This window comes from Variovorax durovernensis (assembly GCF_977011995.1).
This window is the reverse complement of the sequence record NZ_CDRNCW010000001.1, coordinates 1,654,279-1,673,349: the sequence shown is the minus strand read 5'-3', so window position 1 is coordinate 1,673,349 and position 19,071 is coordinate 1,654,279. Positions and strand designations below refer to the sequence as shown.

The 19,071-nt window shown below is 68.2% G+C and carries 15 protein-coding genes; 11 read left to right on the top strand and 4 right to left on the bottom strand.

From position 1 onward, the window contains the following. The first annotated feature begins 22 nt into the window (after positions 1-22). On the top strand, positions 23-709 hold the full coding sequence (gene trhA, locus ACWV14_RS07920; RefSeq protein WP_422085379.1) for a PAQR family membrane homeostasis protein TrhA: 687 nt from the start codon (positions 23-25) through the stop codon (positions 707-709). 112 nt (positions 710-821) lie between these two features. Here the strand turns inward: trhA and ACWV14_RS07915 are convergent, their stop codons facing one another. Beyond that, positions 822-1,046: a SlyX family protein gene (locus ACWV14_RS07915; protein WP_454907432.1), complete on the bottom strand. Its 225-nt coding sequence runs from the start codon at positions 1,044-1,046 to the stop codon at positions 822-824. A 103-nt stretch (positions 1,047-1,149) separates the two neighbouring features. After that, positions 1,150-2,661 (bottom strand): MFS transporter, encoded by a 1,512-nt coding sequence (locus ACWV14_RS07910; RefSeq protein ID WP_454907433.1) that lies wholly within the window; start codon positions 2,659-2,661, stop codon positions 1,150-1,152. Between the two features lie 112 nt (positions 2,662-2,773). Here ACWV14_RS07910 and ACWV14_RS07905 point away from each other — a divergent pair, with 112 nt between their 5' ends. Next, positions 2,774-3,700 carry a LysR family transcriptional regulator gene (locus tag ACWV14_RS07905; RefSeq protein WP_454907434.1) on the top strand — a complete coding sequence of 309 codons (927 nt, stop codon included), beginning with the start codon at positions 2,774-2,776 and terminating at the stop codon, positions 3,698-3,700. Here the strand turns inward: ACWV14_RS07905 and ACWV14_RS07900 are convergent, their stop codons facing one another. Beyond that, on the bottom strand, positions 3,701-5,350 hold the full coding sequence (locus ACWV14_RS07900) for an AAA family ATPase (protein ID WP_454907435.1): 1,650 nt from the start codon (positions 5,348-5,350) through the stop codon (positions 3,701-3,703). A 91-nt stretch (positions 5,351-5,441) separates the two neighbouring features. After that, positions 5,442-7,958: an ABC transporter permease gene (locus ACWV14_RS07895; protein ID WP_454907436.1), complete on the bottom strand. Its 2,517-nt coding sequence runs from the start codon at positions 7,956-7,958 to the stop codon at positions 5,442-5,444. A gap of 200 nt (positions 7,959-8,158) precedes the next feature. Here ACWV14_RS07895 and ACWV14_RS07890 point away from each other — a divergent pair, with 200 nt between their 5' ends. The 9 genes from ACWV14_RS07890 (at position 8,159) to ACWV14_RS07850 (ending at position 19,061) form a co-directional block, all read left to right on the top strand. Further along, a complete protein-coding gene (locus tag ACWV14_RS07890; protein WP_454907437.1) occupies positions 8,159-8,467 on the top strand; it encodes a hypothetical protein in 309 nt (102 codons plus the stop codon). Positions 8,468-8,557: 90 nt separating this feature from the next. Beyond that, positions 8,558-11,635 (top strand): formate dehydrogenase-N subunit alpha, encoded by a 3,078-nt coding sequence (gene fdnG, locus ACWV14_RS07885; protein WP_454907438.1) that lies wholly within the window; start codon positions 8,558-8,560, stop codon positions 11,633-11,635. A gap of 3 nt (positions 11,636-11,638) precedes the next feature. Then, on the top strand, positions 11,639-12,598 hold the full coding sequence (gene fdxH / locus ACWV14_RS07880; protein WP_409196114.1) for a formate dehydrogenase subunit beta: 960 nt from the start codon (positions 11,639-11,641) through the stop codon (positions 12,596-12,598). Positions 12,599-12,608: 10 nt separating this feature from the next. Then, the gene (locus tag ACWV14_RS07875; RefSeq protein ID WP_454907439.1) at positions 12,609-13,232 is read left to right on the top strand and encodes a formate dehydrogenase subunit gamma; all 624 of its coding nucleotides are present in this window, start codon (positions 12,609-12,611) and stop codon (positions 13,230-13,232) included. A 161-nt stretch (positions 13,233-13,393) separates the two neighbouring features. After that, a complete protein-coding gene (gene fdhE / locus ACWV14_RS07870) occupies positions 13,394-14,422 on the top strand; it encodes a formate dehydrogenase accessory protein FdhE (protein WP_454907440.1) in 1,029 nt (342 codons plus the stop codon). Then, positions 14,422-15,870, top strand: a complete 1,449-nt coding sequence (gene selA, locus ACWV14_RS07865; protein WP_454907441.1) for an L-seryl-tRNA(Sec) selenium transferase — start codon at positions 14,422-14,424, stop codon at positions 15,868-15,870. Before fdhE ends, selA begins: the two co-directional genes overlap by 1 nt. Before the next feature lie 35 nt (positions 15,871-15,905). After that, the gene (locus ACWV14_RS07860) at positions 15,906-17,021 is read left to right on the top strand and encodes an acyl-CoA dehydrogenase family protein (protein ID WP_454907442.1); all 1,116 of its coding nucleotides are present in this window, start codon (positions 15,906-15,908) and stop codon (positions 17,019-17,021) included. 11 nt (positions 17,022-17,032) lie between these two features. Continuing rightward, positions 17,033-17,893 (top strand): phosphate/phosphite/phosphonate ABC transporter substrate-binding protein, encoded by an 861-nt coding sequence (locus ACWV14_RS07855; RefSeq protein WP_422085368.1) that lies wholly within the window; start codon positions 17,033-17,035, stop codon positions 17,891-17,893. Next, positions 17,859-19,061: a ferritin-like domain-containing protein gene (locus ACWV14_RS07850; protein ID WP_454907443.1), complete on the top strand. Its 1,203-nt coding sequence runs from the start codon at positions 17,859-17,861 to the stop codon at positions 19,059-19,061. The genes ACWV14_RS07855 and ACWV14_RS07850 overlap by 35 nt, the downstream gene beginning before the upstream one ends. Positions 19,062-19,071 lie beyond the last annotated feature (10 nt).

The window sequence follows — 19,071 nt, the reverse complement described above, 5'->3', positions numbered from 1 at the left end:
TTTTCATGAGGTTCCGCTCCTGATGACTGCACCTGCACAGACCCGTTCCTCGCCTCGCGCTTCAGTGCTGGCGGCTCGCGACCAGACCGCGATGGAAGAGCTCTTCAACGCCCTTAGCCACGGCCTGGGCCTGGCGCTGGCCATTGCGGCGCTGCCCGTCCTGGTCTACAGCGCGGCGCAGAAGGGCCAGGCCGCGGGCATCGTCGGCGCCTGCCTGTTCGCGGGCACGGCCATCGTGCTGTACCTGATCTCCACGCTGTACCACGCGCTGCCGATGGGCCGGGCCAAGGCCTGGTTCAACCGGCTGGACCACGCGGCCATCTACCTGTTCATCGCGGGCAGCTACATGCCCTTCCTGTTCGGCGTGCTGCGCGGGCCGCTGGGCTGGACACTGTTCGGTGCGATCTGCGCGGCCGCCGCGCTGGGCGTGAGCGCCAAGCTGTTCAACCGGCTGCAGCATCCGCTGTGGTCGACCGGGCTCTATGTGGCGATGGGCTGGATGGCGCTGATGGCGGCGGTGCCGCTGTACGAGCGCATGTCTGCCGCGGGGCTGGGTTGGCTGGTAGCCGGTGGGCTTTTCTACACCGCCGGTGCAGTGGTGTTCCTGTTCGACAACAAGGTGCGCTACGCCCACTCGGTATGGCACCTGTTCGTGCTGGCGGGCAGCACCTGCCACTTCTTTGCCGTGCTCTGGCACGCACATGGGTAACTCCCCCAGGCTTCGCGCACTTCGTGTCGCTTCTCCTTCCCCCTCACTGGGGGCGACACCTGTGGCCCGGCAAAGCCGGCTCCACGGTGTCCCTGGAAAGCGCCCTCGATCGTCAGTAATGCGGCGGCAGTTCGTCGCGCGGGTTGCTGGCCGAGCCGTCCTGTGACGCGTTCTGGCTCTGTTCCCTGAGCTGCGTGACCTGCAGGATCAGCCGGTCGATCTGCTGCTGTTGGCGGTAGATCGTCATGTTCAGCTGGTCCAGCAGGTCTTCGGCGTAGCTCGACTTGATTTCGAGCTCGGTCACGCGCGGTTCGAGTTCGTTCGGTTGGTTTTCCATGGTGCCGCTATTGGACAGGAAGACCGCCCGAAGTTTTGTGACGCTCCGCTTAGCGAATCGACCCCGCCTTCTCCCGCAAGGGGAAGAAGCGGGACAGTGCCCATCAACAGACCGGCGACTCCAACGCAACAGCGCTCTCTTCCGGATGCGTCTCCCCGCGCAAGAACGCGAACACCACCAGCGCCGTCAACACAGTCACCCCCGCCAGCACGCACAGCAACATGCCGAACGCCGCACCGTACGCATGCAGCAGCGCCGCGCGGTCCACACCGGGCAACAACGCCAGCGCCTGCGACAGGTCGCCCGTCGTCACGCGTTGCGCTGCCTGCGACGCGGCTGAAGACGATCCCAGTTGCAGCGCCACCAATGCCGTCAGTCCGGCTCCCACCAGCGCCAGTGCGATCCCCTCGCCTGCCACCCGCACCGTGTTGAAGATGCCCGACGCCATGCCCGCCCGTTCGCGCGGCACCACGCTCACGGCAAGGCCGTCCATCAGGCCCCAGGGCAGGCCGATGCCGGCGCCGATCAGCAGCAGCGGCCACACCATCACGCCCAGCGGCGTACCCGGCGCGCAGCGGCTGAGCCAGAAAAGCCCCGTGGCGCATACCAGCAGCCCCACGGCGGAGATCGCACCCGCCGAAAACCGGTGCGCGAGCGATGCCGCCAACGTCGGCACCACGAGGATCGGCCCCGAAAGCGCGAACATGAAGGCCCCCGCCTCGATCGCGCTGCGCCCCTCGAGCCCCACGAAGCGGATCGGCAGCAGCACCAGCAGCACCACGAACCCATAGGCCGGCGCCGCGGCCAGCAGTTGCACGCCGACGAAGCGCGGAAAGCGGAACAGCGACAGGTCGAGCATCGGATGCGCCACGCGCCGCTCGATGGCGACGAAGGCCGCGCCCATCAACACCGCGCCGACCAGCGCACCGAGCACCCACGGGCTGCCCCAGCCGCTTTCGGGCGCCTGCAGCACACCCAGCGTGAGCAGGCTCAGCGCTGCAGTAAAGCTGAGCGTGCCCGGCATGTCCAGGCCCATCGCATTCGGGTTGCGCGACTCGCGCATGCTCATCGACGCGATGCACAGCGCCAGCAGGCTTACCGCGCCGGGGCTCAGCATCACCGCCTGCCAGCTGAAGCTCTGCGCGAGCCATCCCGAAAGAATCGAGCCGCACGACAAGCCCACGCCGAACGAGGTGCCGATCAGGCTGAAGGCCCGGGTGCGCGCCGCGCCATCGAACACCTGCGCCAGCGCCGCCGTGCCCGCCGCGAAGGCCGCGGCGGAGCCGAGCCCCTGCAGGGCACGCGCCAGATCGAACGCGACGATGCCGGGCGCCAGCGTGAGCAGCGAACTGCTCAACGCCACCACCGCAAGCCCCAGCAGGAACACGCGCTTGCGGCCATAGGCATCGGCCAGCGCACCGGACGCCATCAGCGTCGCGCCGAAGCTCAGCATGAAGGCGTTGGTCACCCAGTTGAGCTGCACCGGGCTGCCGCCGAGCGCGTCGCGGATCGCGGGCAGCACCACCGCCGGGCCGGTGAAGCTCAGCGGCATGCCCAGCGCCGCGAGGCATACGGCGACCAGCAGCCAGTTCTTGGACAAGGAAGACGAGGACATCGAAAAAAGAACTTTCGCACGGAAGAAGAGGAGGAAGAGAAGATAGAAAGGAATCAATGAAATAAGAATGGCACCATTGATCCTCAGACTCCCAACCACAGGTTGCCAATCAATGGACAGTTTCAGCGGGCTCGAATCTTTCGTGCGGGCGGCGGACCAACTCAGCTTTGCCAAGGCCGGCCGCCAGCTCGGCATTTCGGCCTCGGCGGTGGGCAAGAACGTGGCGCGGCTCGAACAGCAGCTCGGCGTGAGGCTCTTCAACCGCACCACGCGCCACACGCGGCTCACCCAGGAAGGCGTGTTGTTCCACGAGCGCTGCCGCCGCATCCTCGACGAACTGGACGACGCGCGGGCCATGATGCAGGACGCCGTCGCCGCGCCGCGCGGCCGGCTGCGCGTGAGCCTGCCGACCATCGGCTACCGCTTCCTGCTGCCGATCCTGCCGGAGTTCAAGGCCACCTACCCCGAGATCGAACTCGACCTCGACTTCAACGACCGGCTGGTCGACGTGATCGCCGAGGGCGTCGACGTCGCCATCCGCAGCGGCGAGCTCGTCGACTCGCAACTGGTGGCGCGGCGGCTGGGTCCGTTCCAGTTCGTGCTGGTCGCGTCACCCGCGTATCTGGAGCGACACGGCGAGCCGCGCGTGCCGGCCGAGCTCGCGCAGCATGCCTGCCTGCGCTACAAGTTCGTCACCGGCGGAAAGATCGAGGAATGGGACTTGCCCGGCCTGCCGGAGCAACTGCCCGCCACCCTGCTGTGCAACAACATGGAAGCCATGCTCGGCGCGGCCGTCGCCGGGCTGGGCGTGGCCTACATGCCCGACTTCCTCGCCCGCGATTCGCTCGGCCGCGGCGAACTGCGCTGCGTGCTGGCCGGGCACGTCGCGCGGCAGGGCCAGTTCTCGGCGCTGTGGCCGTCCAGCCGGCAGCTGTCGCCGAAGGTGCGGGCGTTCGTGGACTTCGCGAGCGCACGGATGTTCAGGGGGACCGGCGAAGTTCTGCCTGCCCCGGCTCAGGGGCAGACAGCGCGCGGATGATCAGCCCGCTTCCACCTGCTCGGCGACCGGCGCCTCGGCAGGTGCGGCCACCGGTGCAAGCGCGGGTGCGGGAGCCACCGCCACGGTGACAGCTGGCACCGCGATGAGAGCCGCAACGGGTTCGACGATTGCAGCAGCAGGTGCCACCTTGGCAGGCTTGGCGCCCTCCCCGGCCGCAGCCTTGGCAACCGCCGGTTTCGCCGGCTCCGCCTTCGCAGCCACCGGCTTCACGGCTTCCATCTTCACCGGCTCGCTCGCCAGCCGGCTCAGCGCCAGCGCGGCCTTCAGCGGGAACAGCGTGCGCTCGTCGCCCTCGGCGGCGTTGCTCACCGTGGTGCCGCTGGTCTCGCCGAGGCTGGCCGTGCGCACCGCGTCGAGCCGGTGCACGGGCACCATGAACGGCGAATGCGTGGTGTAGATGATCTGGTTGCCGAAGTCTTTCTCGAAGTGCGCCAGCAGGTCGGCCTGCGAGTGGGCGTGCAGGTGCAGGCCGGGTTCGTCCAGCAGCAGGATGGCGTCTTCCGCGCGGCCGCCCTGGGTGTCGGCGAAGAACGCGATGTAGAACGAGAAGAACCACTGGAAGCCGCGGCTGCGCTCCTCCAGGTTCACCTCGACCTCGTAGGCACCGTTCGGGTCGGACACCAGCGTGTCGAGGTACTGGCCGTCGAGGTTGAAGCGCACCTTCAGCGGGCGGTCTTTCCAGAGCCGGCGGATCTCGGCCGTCACCACCGAGCCGGCGCGGTTGGCGAGCTGGTTGCGCGTGGCCTGGTCGTTCCTGTCGAGCAGCTCCTGCAGCTTGCGCGGATCGAGCCCCGCCACCTTGCAGAGCTTGCCAAAGCTCTGCTGCTCCGGCGTGAGCTGGCCCCAGCCCTCGCGGCCCAGGTATTCGGCAATGTTCTGGCGGCCCGGCAGCGCCGGGTATTCGTCCACGTACACGAAGCGCGGCAGCTTCTCCAGCACCCAGGCACGGGCGCGGGCCAGCGCGGGCTCGTCGTTGGCAATGGCGCGCGCCATGTCCTCGAGCTCGGCCAGCATCTGGTCCTGCTTGTCGCTGAGTTCGGCGTCGGCCGCGGCCAGCGCCTTGCGCAGCGCCTGCATCGCCTTCACGGCGCCTTCCGACCACTTGACGTAGTCGGGGTTCATGATCATCGCGGCGTCGAAGGTGTCGGATTCCTGCTCGAGCAGGGCACGCTGTTCTTCGGCCACTTTCTCGGCGGCGGCCTTGACGGCCGGTACGATCTTGCGGACCTTGGCCTTGATGTCGCCGACATCGAGCGACAGCGCGTTCAGGCCTTCGAGCCCGGCCCAGCGCGCAGCGGCGTAGCCTCGGCCTGCGGTGACGTGGCGCACGCCCGCTGCGCGCGGCAGGATCTCGGCCAGGGCGGCCTGCTCGCTTTCGTCGAGCGCCCAGCGGGTGGAAACGACGGGCGTGTCGCCGTTGCACTCCTCGAGGCGGCGATGCCGCGGAAAGTCCTTGATGGGGCTGAGTTCGACCAGGCCGTCGGTCGGATTCAGGCTGTGGAGCGCACGCAGCAGATTCGATTTGCCGCTGTCATTTCGACCGAGGATCGCCGTGATCTGTGTGGAGTCGATGGAACCGCTGTCGTTGATCGAGCGAAAGTTGGTGATCTGGAATGACGCCAAGCGCATGTAAGGGGGTTCACTTCGGAATTGGATACGGGGCCGGGGAATGTATTGCATTCCCCGGCCCCGTCCGGCCCCCGGCCGAAGAAAAAGATTGCTACTCGGCCGCGCGGCGCAAGGTGTCTACCACCGGGCGGCGCAGCACGTCGCGCAGGCCCCACCATCCCGCGCCCAGCGCCAGCACCGCGCCGGCCAGCGCGCCGGCCACCGGCACCAGCGGCGAGGCGGTCCAGCTGAACTCGAACACGTAGCGCGCCAGCGCCCAGCCGATCACCGAGGCGACGATGCTCGCGAGAAAACCCGCGAGCAGCCCGACGCCCGCCAGCTCCGCGCGCTGCACCTGGCGCAGCAGGCTGGCGCGCGCGCCCACCGCGCGCATCACCGCGAACTCGCGCGCACGCTCCTCGCGCGTGGCCGTCACGGCCGCGAACAGCACCACCAGCCCGGCCGCCAGCGTGAAGCCGAACAGGAACTCCACCGCGCGGATCACCTGGTCGAGCACGCGCTGCACCTGGTTGATGGTGGCGCTCATGTCGACGTTGGTCACGTTGGGGTAGCTGCGCACCAGCGCGTTGTCGAAGCCGCGGGTCTCGGGCGCGCGGAAGGCGCCCATGAAGGTGGTGGGCACGTCGGCCAGAGAGGCCACCGTGTACATCACGAAGAAGTTGGCATGCAGCGAGCCCCAGTCGACCTTGCGCAGCGAGGTGATGCGCGCGTCGTTCTGCATCCCGCCGATGTCAAAGCGCAGCATGTCGCCCAGCTTCAGGCCGAGCGTCTCGGCCAGGCCCTCTTCCACGCTCACCTCGTTCTTCGCGCCGGGCGTCCACTTGCCGGCGGTGATGCTGTTGTGCGCGGGCGCTTCCACGCTGTTGCTGAGGTTGAACTCGCGGTCGACGAGGCGCTTGGCGCGGTCTTCCGCGTAGTCGTCGGGCGTGACCGGCTTGTCGTTGATGGCGACGAGGCGGCCGCGGATCATCGGGTACCAGTCGAACTTGCTCACGCCCGCGTCGCGCAGCGACTTCTGGAAGGCCTCGCTCTGGTCGGGCATGACGTTGATGACGAAGCGGTTCGGCGCGTCCGGCGGCGTGGCCTGGCGCCAGCTCGCCACCAGGTCGGTGCGCAGCAGCACCAGCAGCACCAGCGCCAGCAGGCCCACGGCCAGCGCGCTGACCTGCACCACCGCATAGGCCGGCCGCGCCGAAATCTGCCGCGTGGCCAGCACCAGCCAGCGCGGCGCGGTGGTTTCATTCACGCTGCGGCGCAGCACCTTCACCGCAAGCCAGCTCAGCAGCGCGAACACCGCCACCGCGCCCGCGAAGCCGCCGACGGCGATCAGGCCCAGCTTGATGTCGCTGCTGGCCGCCATGAGCAGCGCCGCGAAGCCCGCCACGCCAACGCCCAGCACCGCCAGTGAGGCCGGCTTGAGCCCGCCCACGTCGCGCCGGATCACGCGCAGCGGCGGCACGCGGGCCAGCTGCAGCACCGGCGGCAGGCCGAAGGCGAACAGCAGCGTGAGCCCCATGCCCAGGCCGAAGGCCACGGGCCACAGCGTGGCGGCCGGCAGCGCGGTCTCGACCAGGCCCGACAGCAGCAGCACGAACACGTAGTGCACCGCGAAACCGATGGCCACGCCCAGCCCGCTGGCGACCACGCCGATCACCGCAAACTCGAAGGTGTAGGCCGCGGCGATGGTGCGCTGGCTCTGGCCGAGCACCCGCAGCATGGCGCAGTCGTCGAGGTGGCTGGCGGCGAACCCGCGCGCGGCCAGCGCCACGGCCACCGCCGACAGCAGCGCCGCGAGCAGCGCGACCAGGCTCAGGAATTTCTCGGCGCGGTCGAGCGTCTGGCGCATCTCGGGCCGGCCGCTTTCGAAGGAGTCGAGCCGCACGCCGCGCAGTTCGCCCTTCTTGAGCGTGGCGTCGGCCCAGTCGGTGAAGCGCTTCACGGCCGCGTCGTCGCCCGCCACGGCATAGCGGTAGCCCACGCGGCTGGCCGGCTGCACGAGCGCGGTGCGCGCCACGTCGGCCTGGTTGAGCATCACGCGTGGAGAAAAGCTCATGAAGCCGGCGCCGCGGTCGGGCTCCAGCGTGATGACGCGGCCCACGCGAAGGCCGGTGTCGCCCAGCAGCAGGGTGTCGCCGATCTTCAGGCCCAGCGAGTCGAGCAGCGAGGCGTCGACCCAGACCTCGCCCGGCGGCGGGATGTCGCGGGTGACGGCGCCCGGGCCGTCGAGCGTGGCCGAGGTCTGCAGGCTGCCGCGCAGCGGGTAGCCCGCCGTCACCGCCTTCAGCGCCACCAGCTTGCTGGCGCCGCCCTGGGCGTCTTCGGCACGGGCCATGGTCGGGAAGCCGTAGGTGCCGGTGCCTTCCAGGCCCAGCGACCTGGCCTGCGCCACGAAGGCCTCCGGCGTCGGGTTGTCGCTGACCACCACGGCGTCGCCGCCCAGCAGCTGGCGCGCATCGCGTTGCAGTCCGCCCTGCAGGCGGTCGGCGAAGAAGCCGACGGCCGTGAGCGCGGCCACGGCCAGCAGCACGGCGACGATCAACAGGCGCAGCTCGCCGGCGCGCAGGTCGCGCCAGAGCGTGCGCCAACCCAGGCGGAGGGAGGCATTCATGGCCGCGACGATAGCCCAGAGGCCCGCGCATGGCCGGATTCAAGGGTTATTGCCGGTTTTCGCCTACTTGCCCGCGTCATGGTGCTGCAGCATGATGTGACAAACACCCCACCGCGCCGATCAGGCATTTATTGCGGGTCGCGGCGGGCGAAATAAAAACATTCCACTATCTGGCCGCCTTTTCCCCCGAAGGAGTGTCAATGTTGCGATGTCAGCGCCTGCAAACCCTGGGCCTGTGCCTGGCCCTCGGATTGCTGTTGAGTGCCTGCGACCCCAAACCCTCGGCCAGCCCCGCTGCGCCGTCTTCGGGTACTTCGGGCAGTTCGGGTGCAAGCCCGAGCGGCATCAAGCCCGCCGACTCCGGCGACAAGGTCGACGAATCCTCCGCCCACAAGGGTCCGTCCGAAGGCGGCGCGGCCATCGGCGGCATGAGCGGCCCGAACGGCGGCGGCACTTCCGGCGGTGCGGCCCCCGCGCCGAGCGGCGGCGACGGCTCCGCGCCCAAGTAGCGCGGCAGGCCTGAAACAGATTTCCCATTCAAGGCAAGAAGAAGAGACCACGATGAAACACCCCACTTCAGCGATGCAGGAGGTTCGGTCATGGACATGAACCGCCGCCAATTCTTCCGCGTCAGCAGTGCGGGGCTGGTCGGCTCCAGCATCGTGGCGCTCGGCTTCTCGCCGACCGCCGCGCTGGCCGAGGCCCGCAACTTCAAGCTCGCGCGCACCACCGAGACCCGCAACACCTGCCCGTACTGCTCGGTGGGCTGCGGGCTCATCATGTACAGCCTGGGCGACAAGGCGAAGAACGTGGTGTCCGACATCCTCCACATCGAGGGCGATGCCGACCACCCCGTGAACCGAGGCACGCTGTGCCCCAAGGGCGCGGGCCTGCTCGATTTCGTGCACAGCCCCAACCGGCTGAAGTACCCCGAGGTGCGCGAGGCCGGCAGCACCGAGTGGAAGCGCATCGGCTGGAACGAGGCGCTCGACCGCATCGCCAAGCTGCTGAAGGCAGACCGCGATGCCAATTTCCAGACCACCAACGCCGACGGCAAGACCGTGAACCGCTGGATCAGCAGCGGCATGCTCTGCGCCTCGGCCTCGTCCAACGAAACCGGATACATCACGCACAAGGCATTCCGCTCGACCGGAATGCTGGTGTTCGACAACCAGGCACGCGTCTGACACGGACCTACGGTGGCCAGTCTGGCCCCGACGTTCGGCAGAGGCGCGATGACCAACCACTGGCAGGACATCCAGAACGCGGATGTCGTGCTGATCATGGGCGGCAACGCGGCGGAGGCGCATCCGTGCGGCTTCAAGTGGGTCATCGAGGCCAAGAAGCAGAACAAGGCGCGCCTTGTCGTGGTCGACCCGCGCTTCACGCGCTCGGCCGCCATGGCCGACTACTACGCCCCGGTGCGCGCCGGCTCGGACATCGCGTTCCTGGCGGGGGTCATCAACTACCTGCTGAGCAACGAGAAGATCCAGACGGAGTACGTGCGCAACTACACCAATGCGCCGTTCATCGTAGGGCCCGACTACAAGTTCGAGGACGGCATCTTCAGCGGCTACAACGCCGACAAGCGCAACTACGACCCCAAGTCGTGGAACTACGCGCTCGACGAGCAGGGCATGGCCAAGGTCGACATGACCATGCAGGACCCGCAGTGCGTGCTGCAGGTCATGAAGCGGCACTATTCGCGCTACACGCCCGAGCTGGTGAGCCGCATCACCGGCACCCCGCAGGACAAGTTCCTGAAGGTGTGCGAGTACATCGCGAGCACCAGCACGTCCACGCGCACCATGACCATCATGTACGCGCTGGGCTGGACGCAGCACAGCCAGGGCTCGCAGATGATCCGCACCGGCGCCATCGTGCAGCTGCTGCTGGGCAACATCGGCGTGGCGGGCGGCGGCATGAATGCGCTGCGCGGACACAGCAACATCCAGGGCCTGACCGACCTGGGGCTGCTGTCGAACTCGCTGCCGGGCTACATGTCGCTCGCGCGTGACAGCGAGCAGACGCTGGAGGACTACTACAAGACCCGCGCGCTGAAGCCGCTTAGGCCCAACCAGATGAGCTACTGGCAGAACTACCCGAAGTTCTTCGTCAGCATGCAGAAGTCGTGGTGGGGCGATGCGGCTACGGCCGACAACGAGTGGGGCTTCCACTACCTGCCCAAGATCGACAAGCTCTACGACGTGCTGCAGGCCTTCGAGCTCATGAACCAGGGCAAGCTCAACGGCTACATCTGCCAGGGCTTCAACCCGGTGGGCTCGTTCCCGGACAAGAAGAAGATCGTCGACGGGCTCTCGAAGCTCAAGTTCCTCGTCACCATCGATCCGCTGGTGACGGAGACCAGCGAGTTCTGGCGCAACTTCGGCGAGTTCAACGACGTCAAGACCGCCGACATCCAGACCACGGTGTTCCGCCTGCCTTCCACCTGCTTCGCGGAGGAAGACGGCTCGCTCACCAACTCCAGCCGCTGGCTGCAGTGGCACTGGAAGGGCGCGGAGCCGCCGGGCGAAGCCAAGGGCGACATCGAGATCGTGGCGGGCATCTTCAACCGCATGCGCCAGGCCTACATCAAGGACGGCGGCGCCTTCCCCGACCCGATCGTCAAGCTGACCTGGCCCTACAAGATTCCACACTCGCCTTCCGCGCAGGAACTGGCGATGGAATACAACGGCCGCGCGCTGGTCGACCTGGTCGATCCGAAGGACCCGAGCAAGCCGCCGACAGCCAAGGCGGGCGAACAGCTCTCCGGCTTCGGCCTGCTGCGCGACGACGGCACCACCGCCAGCGGCTGCTGGATCTACAGCGGCGCATGGACGCAGGCCGGCAACCAGATGGCGCGGCGCGACAACGCCGACCCCTATGGCATCGGCATGGTGCAGAACTGGGCGTGGGCGTGGCCCGCGAACCGGCGCATTCTCTACAACGGCGCCTCCACCGATCCCACCACCGGCAAGCCGTGGATCGCCAAACGCAGCCTCATCGCGTGGAACGGCAAGCAATGGACCGGCTCGGACATTCCCGATATCCGGCCCGACGCCAACCCGATGGAAGCCGAGGCGGTACGCCCGTTCATCATGACGGCCGAGGGCGTGGCCCGGCTGTTCGCGCCCACGGGCATGGCCGAAGGGCCGCTGCCAGAGCACTACGAGCCCTTCGAGTCGCCGCTGGTCAACAACCTGATGCACCCGAACAACGAGAAGGCGCGCGCCAACCCCGCGGCGCGCATCTTCAAGGGCGACCTGGAACGGCTCGGCGTGCCGAAGGACTTCCCGTACGTGGCAACCAGCTACCGGCTCACCGAGCACTTCCACTACTGGACCAAGAACGTGCGCACCTCGGCCATCATCCAGCCGCAGCAGTTCGTCGAAATCGGCGAAGAGCTGGCAAAGGAAAAGGGCATCGGCCATGGCGACATGGTGAAGGTGTCGAGCAAGCGCGGCTTCATCAAGGCGGTGGCCGTGGTGACCAAGCGCATCGTCGGACTGCAGGTCGACGGCCGCACCGTGCACACGGTGGGGCTGCCGAACCACTGGGGTTTCGTCGGCGTTGCCAAGCCGGGCTATCTGGTGAACACGCTCACGCCCTTCGTCGGCGATGCGAACACGCAGACGCCCGAGTACAAGTCGTTCACCGTGAACATCGAAAAGGCCTGAGCGATGTCTTCCCTTCAAACCCTGGACATCGCCGCCCGCTCGGCCACCACCACGCCATCGCCAGAGATCCGCAGCCGCCCGCAGGTGCAGCAGGTGGCGAAGCTGATCGACGTATCGACCTGCATCGGCTGCAAGGCCTGCCAGGTCGCGTGCATGCAATGGAACGACCTGCGCGACGAGGTCGGCACCAACCACGGCACCTACGACAACCCGGTCGACCTCACGCCGTCTTCCTGGACAGTGATGAAGTTCTCCGAGGTCGAGCCCGAGGCCGGCAAGCTCGAATGGCTGATCCGCAAGGACGGCTGCATGCACTGCGACGACCCCGGATGCCTGAAGTCGTGCCCCTCGCCGGGCGCGATCGTCAAGTACGCCAACGGCATCGTCGACTTCATCAGCGAGCATTGCGTGGGCTGCGGCAACTGCGTCACCGGCTGCCCGTTCGACGTGCCGCGCATCAGCAAGGTCGACAACAAGGCCTACAAGTGCTCGCTGTGCTCCGACCGCGTGGGCGTTGGCCTGGAGCCGGCCTGCGTGAAGGCCTGCCCCACCGGCGCGCTGCATTTCGGCACCAAGGAAGACATGCACGAATACGCATCGGAGCGCATCGTCGACCTGAAGGAGCGCGGCTTCGCCAACGCCGGCGTGTACGACCCGGCCGGCGTGGGCGGCACGCACGTGATGTACGTGCTGCAGCACGCCGACCGCCCGGGCCTGTACGCCGACCTGCCGAAAGATCCGCACATCAGCCCGCTGGTGTCGCTGTGGAAGGGCGTGGCCAAGCCGCTCGCGATGGTGGCCATGATCGGCGCCGTGGTGGGCAGCTTCTTCCACTACATGAAGACCGGCCCCATCGAGCCCAAGGACGACCATCCCGATGCCGACCGCGACGGCCACCCGGACGACGTGGTGGTGATCGAAGAGCCGCCACGGACCCCGCCGCCAACCGCGCCCCGTGCATGAGGAGATTGCGATGACACGCTACTACCTTCGCCGCTACCGAGACGCCACGCGCATGAACCACTGGTTTGTCGCGATCATGTTCTTCGCGGCCGCGCTCTCGGGCCTGGCCTTCTTCCACCCTGCCCTGTTCTTCCTGACCAACCTGTTCGGCGGCGGCCCGTGGACGCGCATCCTGCATCCGTTCATGGGGCTGCTGATGGTGCTGGGCTTCGTGTTCCTGTTCTTCACGATGTGGCGCGAGAACATCCTCGACAAGGTCGACCGCGAGTGGATCGCCAACGCGCCGAAGATGCTCAAGGGCGACAAGTCGAGCATGCCGCCGGTGGGCAAGTACAACGCCGGCCAGAAGCTGGTGTTCTGGGCCTTCGGCGTCAGCCTGCTGCTGTTGCTGGTGACCGGCTTCATGTTCTGGAGCCCGTGGTTCGTCGGCTTTTTCCCGATATTGCTGCGGCGCATCGCGGTGGTGGTGCATGCGGTGTCGGCGGTGGTGCTGATTCTTTCGGTCATCACGCACATCTATGCGGCCATCTGGGTCAAGGGCACGCTGCGCGCAATGACGCGCGGCACCGTCACCGAGGGATGGGCCAAGCTCAACCACCCCCTGTGGCATCGCAAAATGACGCGAGGTGAGTAAACAGGCTCTCCCCCAGGCTGCGCGCACTTCGTGTCGCTTCGCCACCCCCCTTCCGGGGGCGATACCTGCGGCCCGGCAAAGCCGGTTCCGCGGTATCTCTCGAATGGCCCTGGGGCCAATCACGTATCGCAAATCGTGCGAATCGCTGTAGAGTCATTTGAATGAGCAGTTCAACCGGCACCCCACCGCCGATCCGCACCACGCGCGTTCTCGATCCCGAGCAGATTGCGATGCAGGCCGGGCGGCAGATGCCGTTCCTGCGCCTGCCGGTGCGTTCCCTCGCGTTCTCCGACCGGCAGCTTCGACTGCGCCAGCTCGCGGCCTCGCATCCGATGCGCGAGTACCTGATCTTCATTGCCGACCTCGCGCAGGCCCAGCACCAGGTGCTGCAGGACTACGCGGCGGTTGCGCTGCCCGCATCCGATGCGCTCGAAGCCGCGGCCAAGGTGCTGAAGCCGCCTATGCCCGCCTTCGGATGGACGCGCGACCCGGTCTGGCTGCGGGAACTGCGCCGCCTGCTCGGCCTCTTCCGCGCCCGGCTGCCGGAAGGCCCCGCGCGCGACACGCTCGACCGCGTGGTGGCTGCGGACGATGCATGGATCGACCAGCAGGCCGACCGCCTCTCGCGCCGCATCATGTTCGGGCTCGACCTCGCGGCCGCACCATTGATTGCCGCGGGGCTGCAGGCCTACTGGACGCAGCTCGTGCTGCAGGTGGCCGACCGCGAAGGCGAGAACATCTTCGGCCGCACCGACCCCGGCAACGAATGCCCCTGCTGCGGCAGCGCGCCCACAGTGAGCATCACGCGCATCGGCGCCGACGAAGCGGGCTTTCGGTACCTGCACTGCTCGCTGTGCAGCACCGAGTGGCACTACGTTCGCATCAAGTGCACGCATTGCGAAAGCACCAAGGGCATCCACTTCGAATCGCTGTCGCCGCAGCCCGGCGTGGAACTGCCGGCCACCGGCGCGCGCGAAGGCGCGGTCAAGGCCGAGTGCTGCGACACCTGCGGCCACTATCTCAAGCAGGTCGCGATGGAGAAAGACCCCGAGGTCGAGCCCGTCGCGGACGACCTCGCCAGTGTCACGCTCGACCTGCTCGTCTCTGAAGCCGGGCATCAGCGCAGCGGCCACAACCTGATGCTGCTGTTCGGAGAGCCCGAGATCCCCGACGACGGCGGAGGCGGCTGATGGCAGCGCCCGAAGAGTCCGTGGTCCACGGCTCGACGGCAAGGCCCCAGGATCTGCCTTCTGTCGATCAACTGCTGCGCCTCGCCGTGCCGGGCGCATTGCTGGCCGAGCATGGCCGCACGCTGGTGGTGAAAGAGGCCCGTGCATTGCTCGAAATGCTTCGTGCGCGGGCCGTGGCGGGCAAGCTGGCGGCTACCGACATCGAGCAAGAGGCGCTCGGCAACGCACTCGCCGCGCGCGTCCAGGCCCGTCTCGCGCCGCGCATGCGCGCGGTGCTGAACCTCACCGGCACCGTCATCCACACCAACCTCGGCCGCGCGCTGCTGGCCGACGCGGCGCTGCAGCGGCTGCTCGCGGTGATGACATCGCCCAACAACCTCGAGTACGACCTCGCCACCGGCAGCCGCGGCGACCGCGACTCGCTGGTCGAAGAACTGCTGTGCAGCATCACCGGCGCCGAAGCCGCCACGGTGGTCAATAACAACGCGGCCGCCGTGCTGCTGACCATCGCGGCCTTGGCGCGCGAGCGCGAAGTGGTCGTCTCGCGCGGCGAGTTGGTGGAGATCGGCGGCGCCTTCCGCATGCCCGACGTGATGGCCAGCGCGGGCGCGCGCATGGTCGAGGTCGGCACCACCAACCGCACGCATCCGCAGGACTACGAGCGCGCCATCAACGAACACACCGCGCTGGTGATGAAGGTGCACACCAGCAACTACGCCGTGCAGGGCTTCACCGCCGCGGTCGACGAAGCCACGCTCGCCGGCATTGCGCATGCGCGCGGCGTGCCGCTGGCCACCGACCTGGGCAGCGGCTCGCTGATCGACCTGGCCCACTACGGCCTGCCGCGCGAGCCAGTGCCGCAGGAGATGCTCGCGGCCGGCTGCGATGTCGTCACCTTCTCGGGCGACAAGCTGCTGGGTGGTCCGCAAGCCGGGCTCATCGTCGGCAGCAAGGCCGCCGTGGGCCGCATCCGCAAGTTTCCGATGAAGCGCGCGCTGCGCATGAGCAAGCTGCCGCTGGCGGCGCTGGAGGCCACGCTGTCGCTGTACCTGCGGCCCGAGCGCCTCGCGCAAGACCTGCCTACGCTGCGGCTGCTCACGCGGCCCGCCGATGCGATCCGCGAAATGGCCGAGAGCTTGAAGGCACCGGTGCAGGCGGCCGTGTCGCCGCGCTTCACCGTCGAAGTCGTGCCGCTGCTCGGGCAGATCGGCTCCGGCTCGCTGCCTGTCGAGCGGTTGCCCTCGGCGGGCCTTGCGCTCGCGCTGGCCGGCACCTCGAAGAAGGGCACGGGCACGGCGCTCGACGCCCTCGCCACCGCCCTGCGTGGCCTGCCGCTGCCGGTGATCGGCCGCATCGCCGAAGACCGCTTGCTGCTCGATCTGCGCTGCCTGGAAGACAGCGCGCCCTTCACTGCCCAGCTCGATGCCCTGCGCGAGCGGCTGCAATAGACCGACTCCCTCAACCCGTACTCCAGGAAAAAGCGATGAATCCCCTAGAAGTGCTCGCCGGTATCGAAACGCAAACGCTGCAGCCCTCGGCCCAGCGCACCGACAGCGAGGGACGCTTTCCACGAGAGACGATCCAGGCGATGGGCCAGGCCGGCCTGCTCGGGCTGGTTTCGGCCACGTCGGTCGGTGGCCAGGGCCTGGGCCTGAAGGAAGCCGCGCAGGTGGTCTCGCGCATCGCGCAGACCTGCCCGTCCACCGCGATGGTGGTGTGCATGCACTACTGCGCCACTGCCGTGCTCGAACAGTTCGGCCCGGAGCCCGTGCGCCGCGCGATTGCCGAGGGCAAGCACCTGAGCACGCTGGCCTTTTCCGAAGCCGATTCGCGCAGCCACTTCTGGGCACCCACCGGCACCGCCCGCGCGGATGGAGACAACGTGGTGCTCGATGCGCGCAAGAGCTGGGTCACCTCCGCCTTCGAGGCCGACAGCTACGTGTGGTCGAGCAAGCCGCTGGCGGCCGAAGGCGCGAGCACGCTGTGGCTGGTCGATGCCAAGTCCGACGGCCTGAGCCAGCCCGGCCGCTTCGACGGGCTGGGGCTGCGCGGCAACGCCTCCACGCCGATCACCGCGAAGGATGTGCGCGTCGCGGCCGGCGCCCGTCTTGGCGAGGACGGCAAGGGCTTTGACACCATGATGGGCGTGGTTCTGCCATGGTTCTCTGTGCTCAGCGCCGCGTGTTCGACCGGCCTGATGGAAGGCGCCCTGAGCCGCGCCATCGGCCATGTGAGCCAGACGCGGCACGTGCACCTCGATTCATCGCTGGCAGACCTGCCGACCATTCGCGCCTACCTGGCACGTGCGCGCATCAAGACCGACATGGTGCAGGCGCTGCTCGACGATACGGTGGCCGCCATCGGCGCGAGCCGCCCCGACACCATGCTGCGCGTGCTCGAAGTGAAGGCCGCAGCAGCCGAGACCGCGCTCGAAGTGACCGACATCGCCATGCGTGTGTGCGGCGGCGCGGCCTTCCGCAAGGAGGCGGGCATCGAGCGGCTGTTCCGCGATGCGCGCGCATCGAGCGTGATGGCACCGACCTCCGACGTGCTGTACGACTTCATCGGCAAGGCCATCACCGGCCTGCCTCTGTTCTGAGGAACCGCGCCATGTCCGAACCGACACTGATCATGGGCGCCGTAGCCTATGCGCCCAAGGTCGTCACCATCTGGGAAGGCTTCAAGGCCTTCTTCGTGAAGAACGGCCTGCCCTTCGACTACGTGCTGTATTCGAACTACGAAAGCCAGGTCGAGGCGCAGTTCGACGGCACGCTGCACCTGGCATGGAATTCGCCATTGGCCTGGGTGCGGGCTGATCGCATCGCGCGCAGCCGTGGCCAGCAGGTGCAGGCCGTGGCCATGCGCGACACCGACTGCGACCTGCGCTCGGCTGTCGTCGTGCGTGCCGACAGCCCGGTGCAGTCGCTGGCCGATCTGCGCGGCAAGACCGTCGGGCTTGGCGCGCTCGATTCACCGCAGGCCACGCTGATCCCGCTAGACCACCTGCGCACCGAAGGCCTGGTGAAGCAGCGCGACTTCCAGGTGCGCTACTTCGACGTGCTCGGCGGCAAGCACGGCGACCACATCGGCGGCGAGCGCGATGCGGCCATCGCGCTGATGGCCGGCGAGGTCGACGCCTGCTGCCTGATCGACGGCAACCACCTGGCCTTCGGCCTCGACGGCACGCTGCCTTCGGGCAGCACGCGCGTCATTGCGCGCACCGGCGCCTACGACCACTGCAACTTCACCACCAGCCCCGATGCGCCGGCCGAATCGATCGAGCGCTTCGTGTCGCTGCTGATGGCGATGCGCTGGGACGACCCGCAGGTGCGCCCGCTGCTCGAACTGGAAGGCCTGCGCGAATGGCGCACCGGCCGCACCAGCGGCTATGCGCTGCTCGAACGCGCGGTGGACGACGAACATTTCTACGACGGCGATGGCCGCATCACCAATCCCGACTATCGATATTGAGTCGCTGGGCCTCGACCAGGGCGCCCTGCTGCTCATTCGCCGCGCGCTGGCCGAACGGCCGGTGGGTAGCGAGCTGCGCGTGCGCGGGCAATCGCCGGACTGGCGAATGCACCTGGAGGCGTGGTGCCGCAGCCAGGGGCACCCGCTGCGCTTCGAGGCTGAAGAGGCCGTGGTCATGCGCAGCCCGCATGCCGAGGGCCGCTGGCTCGGCGCGCAATCGACCGGACTTGCGCAGGGCGACGCCAACGGCACACCCGCCGAAGACGCCGCGCCCGGCTGGGGCCTGGCGGCGCGCGGCGCCACGGTGGAGGCCGGCAGTCCGCCTTTCTTCTTCGCCCTGCACCGCCGCGACGAAGTGTGGGCCGCGACGGCCGGCGAGCTCTACCGGCAGGCAGCAGCAGCCCAATGGGACCCGGGCACGGCCATCGACTGGGATACGCCCTTCGACCTGCCGCCCGCCGTGGAGGCAGCCGTCGTGCAGGTGATGACCTACCTCATCGAGAACGAGAACGCCGCGCTGCTGATGCCGGCGCGCCACCTCGGACAGATCCATCCGCATTTCCGCGAGGTGCTGCAACTGCTGGCGCTGCAATGCGCCGACGAGGCGCGGCACGTGGAGGTGTTCACGCGGCGCGCCACGCTGCGAGGCAATCAGCCCGCGCTGTCGACGGCCGGCGGACAGGCTTCGCTGCGCACGCTGTTCGATGCGCCGGATTTCTCCGTCGCCACCTTCCTGCTGTCCGTGCTCGGCGAGGGCAGCTTCGTGAACCTGCTGAACTTCCTGCATGCGCATGCGCCTGACCCCGTGACTCGGCAGATCGCGCGGCTCACGGCCCGCGACGAGGCACGCCACGTCGCCTTCGGCATGGCGCATCTCGAATACCGGCTCTCGGTGCAGCCCGACTACCAGGCGCGGCTGCGCAACGCCATCGAGGTGCGCTACGACACGCTGGCCAGCACGGCGGGCCTCAACGAGGAAGTGTTCGACGCGCTGGTGCTGCTGGCGGCCGGTGAACTCTCGCCCGCCGCCATCGCGCGCGGCCATGCGGCGGTGCAGCAGCTTCAGCGCGACATGGCGGCCGGACGCCGTGCCCGCCTCACGCGGCTGGGCTTCGAGCGCGACGAGGCGCAGCGGCTTTCCGACCTGCACACCCGCAACTTCATGTGACGACGCAGCC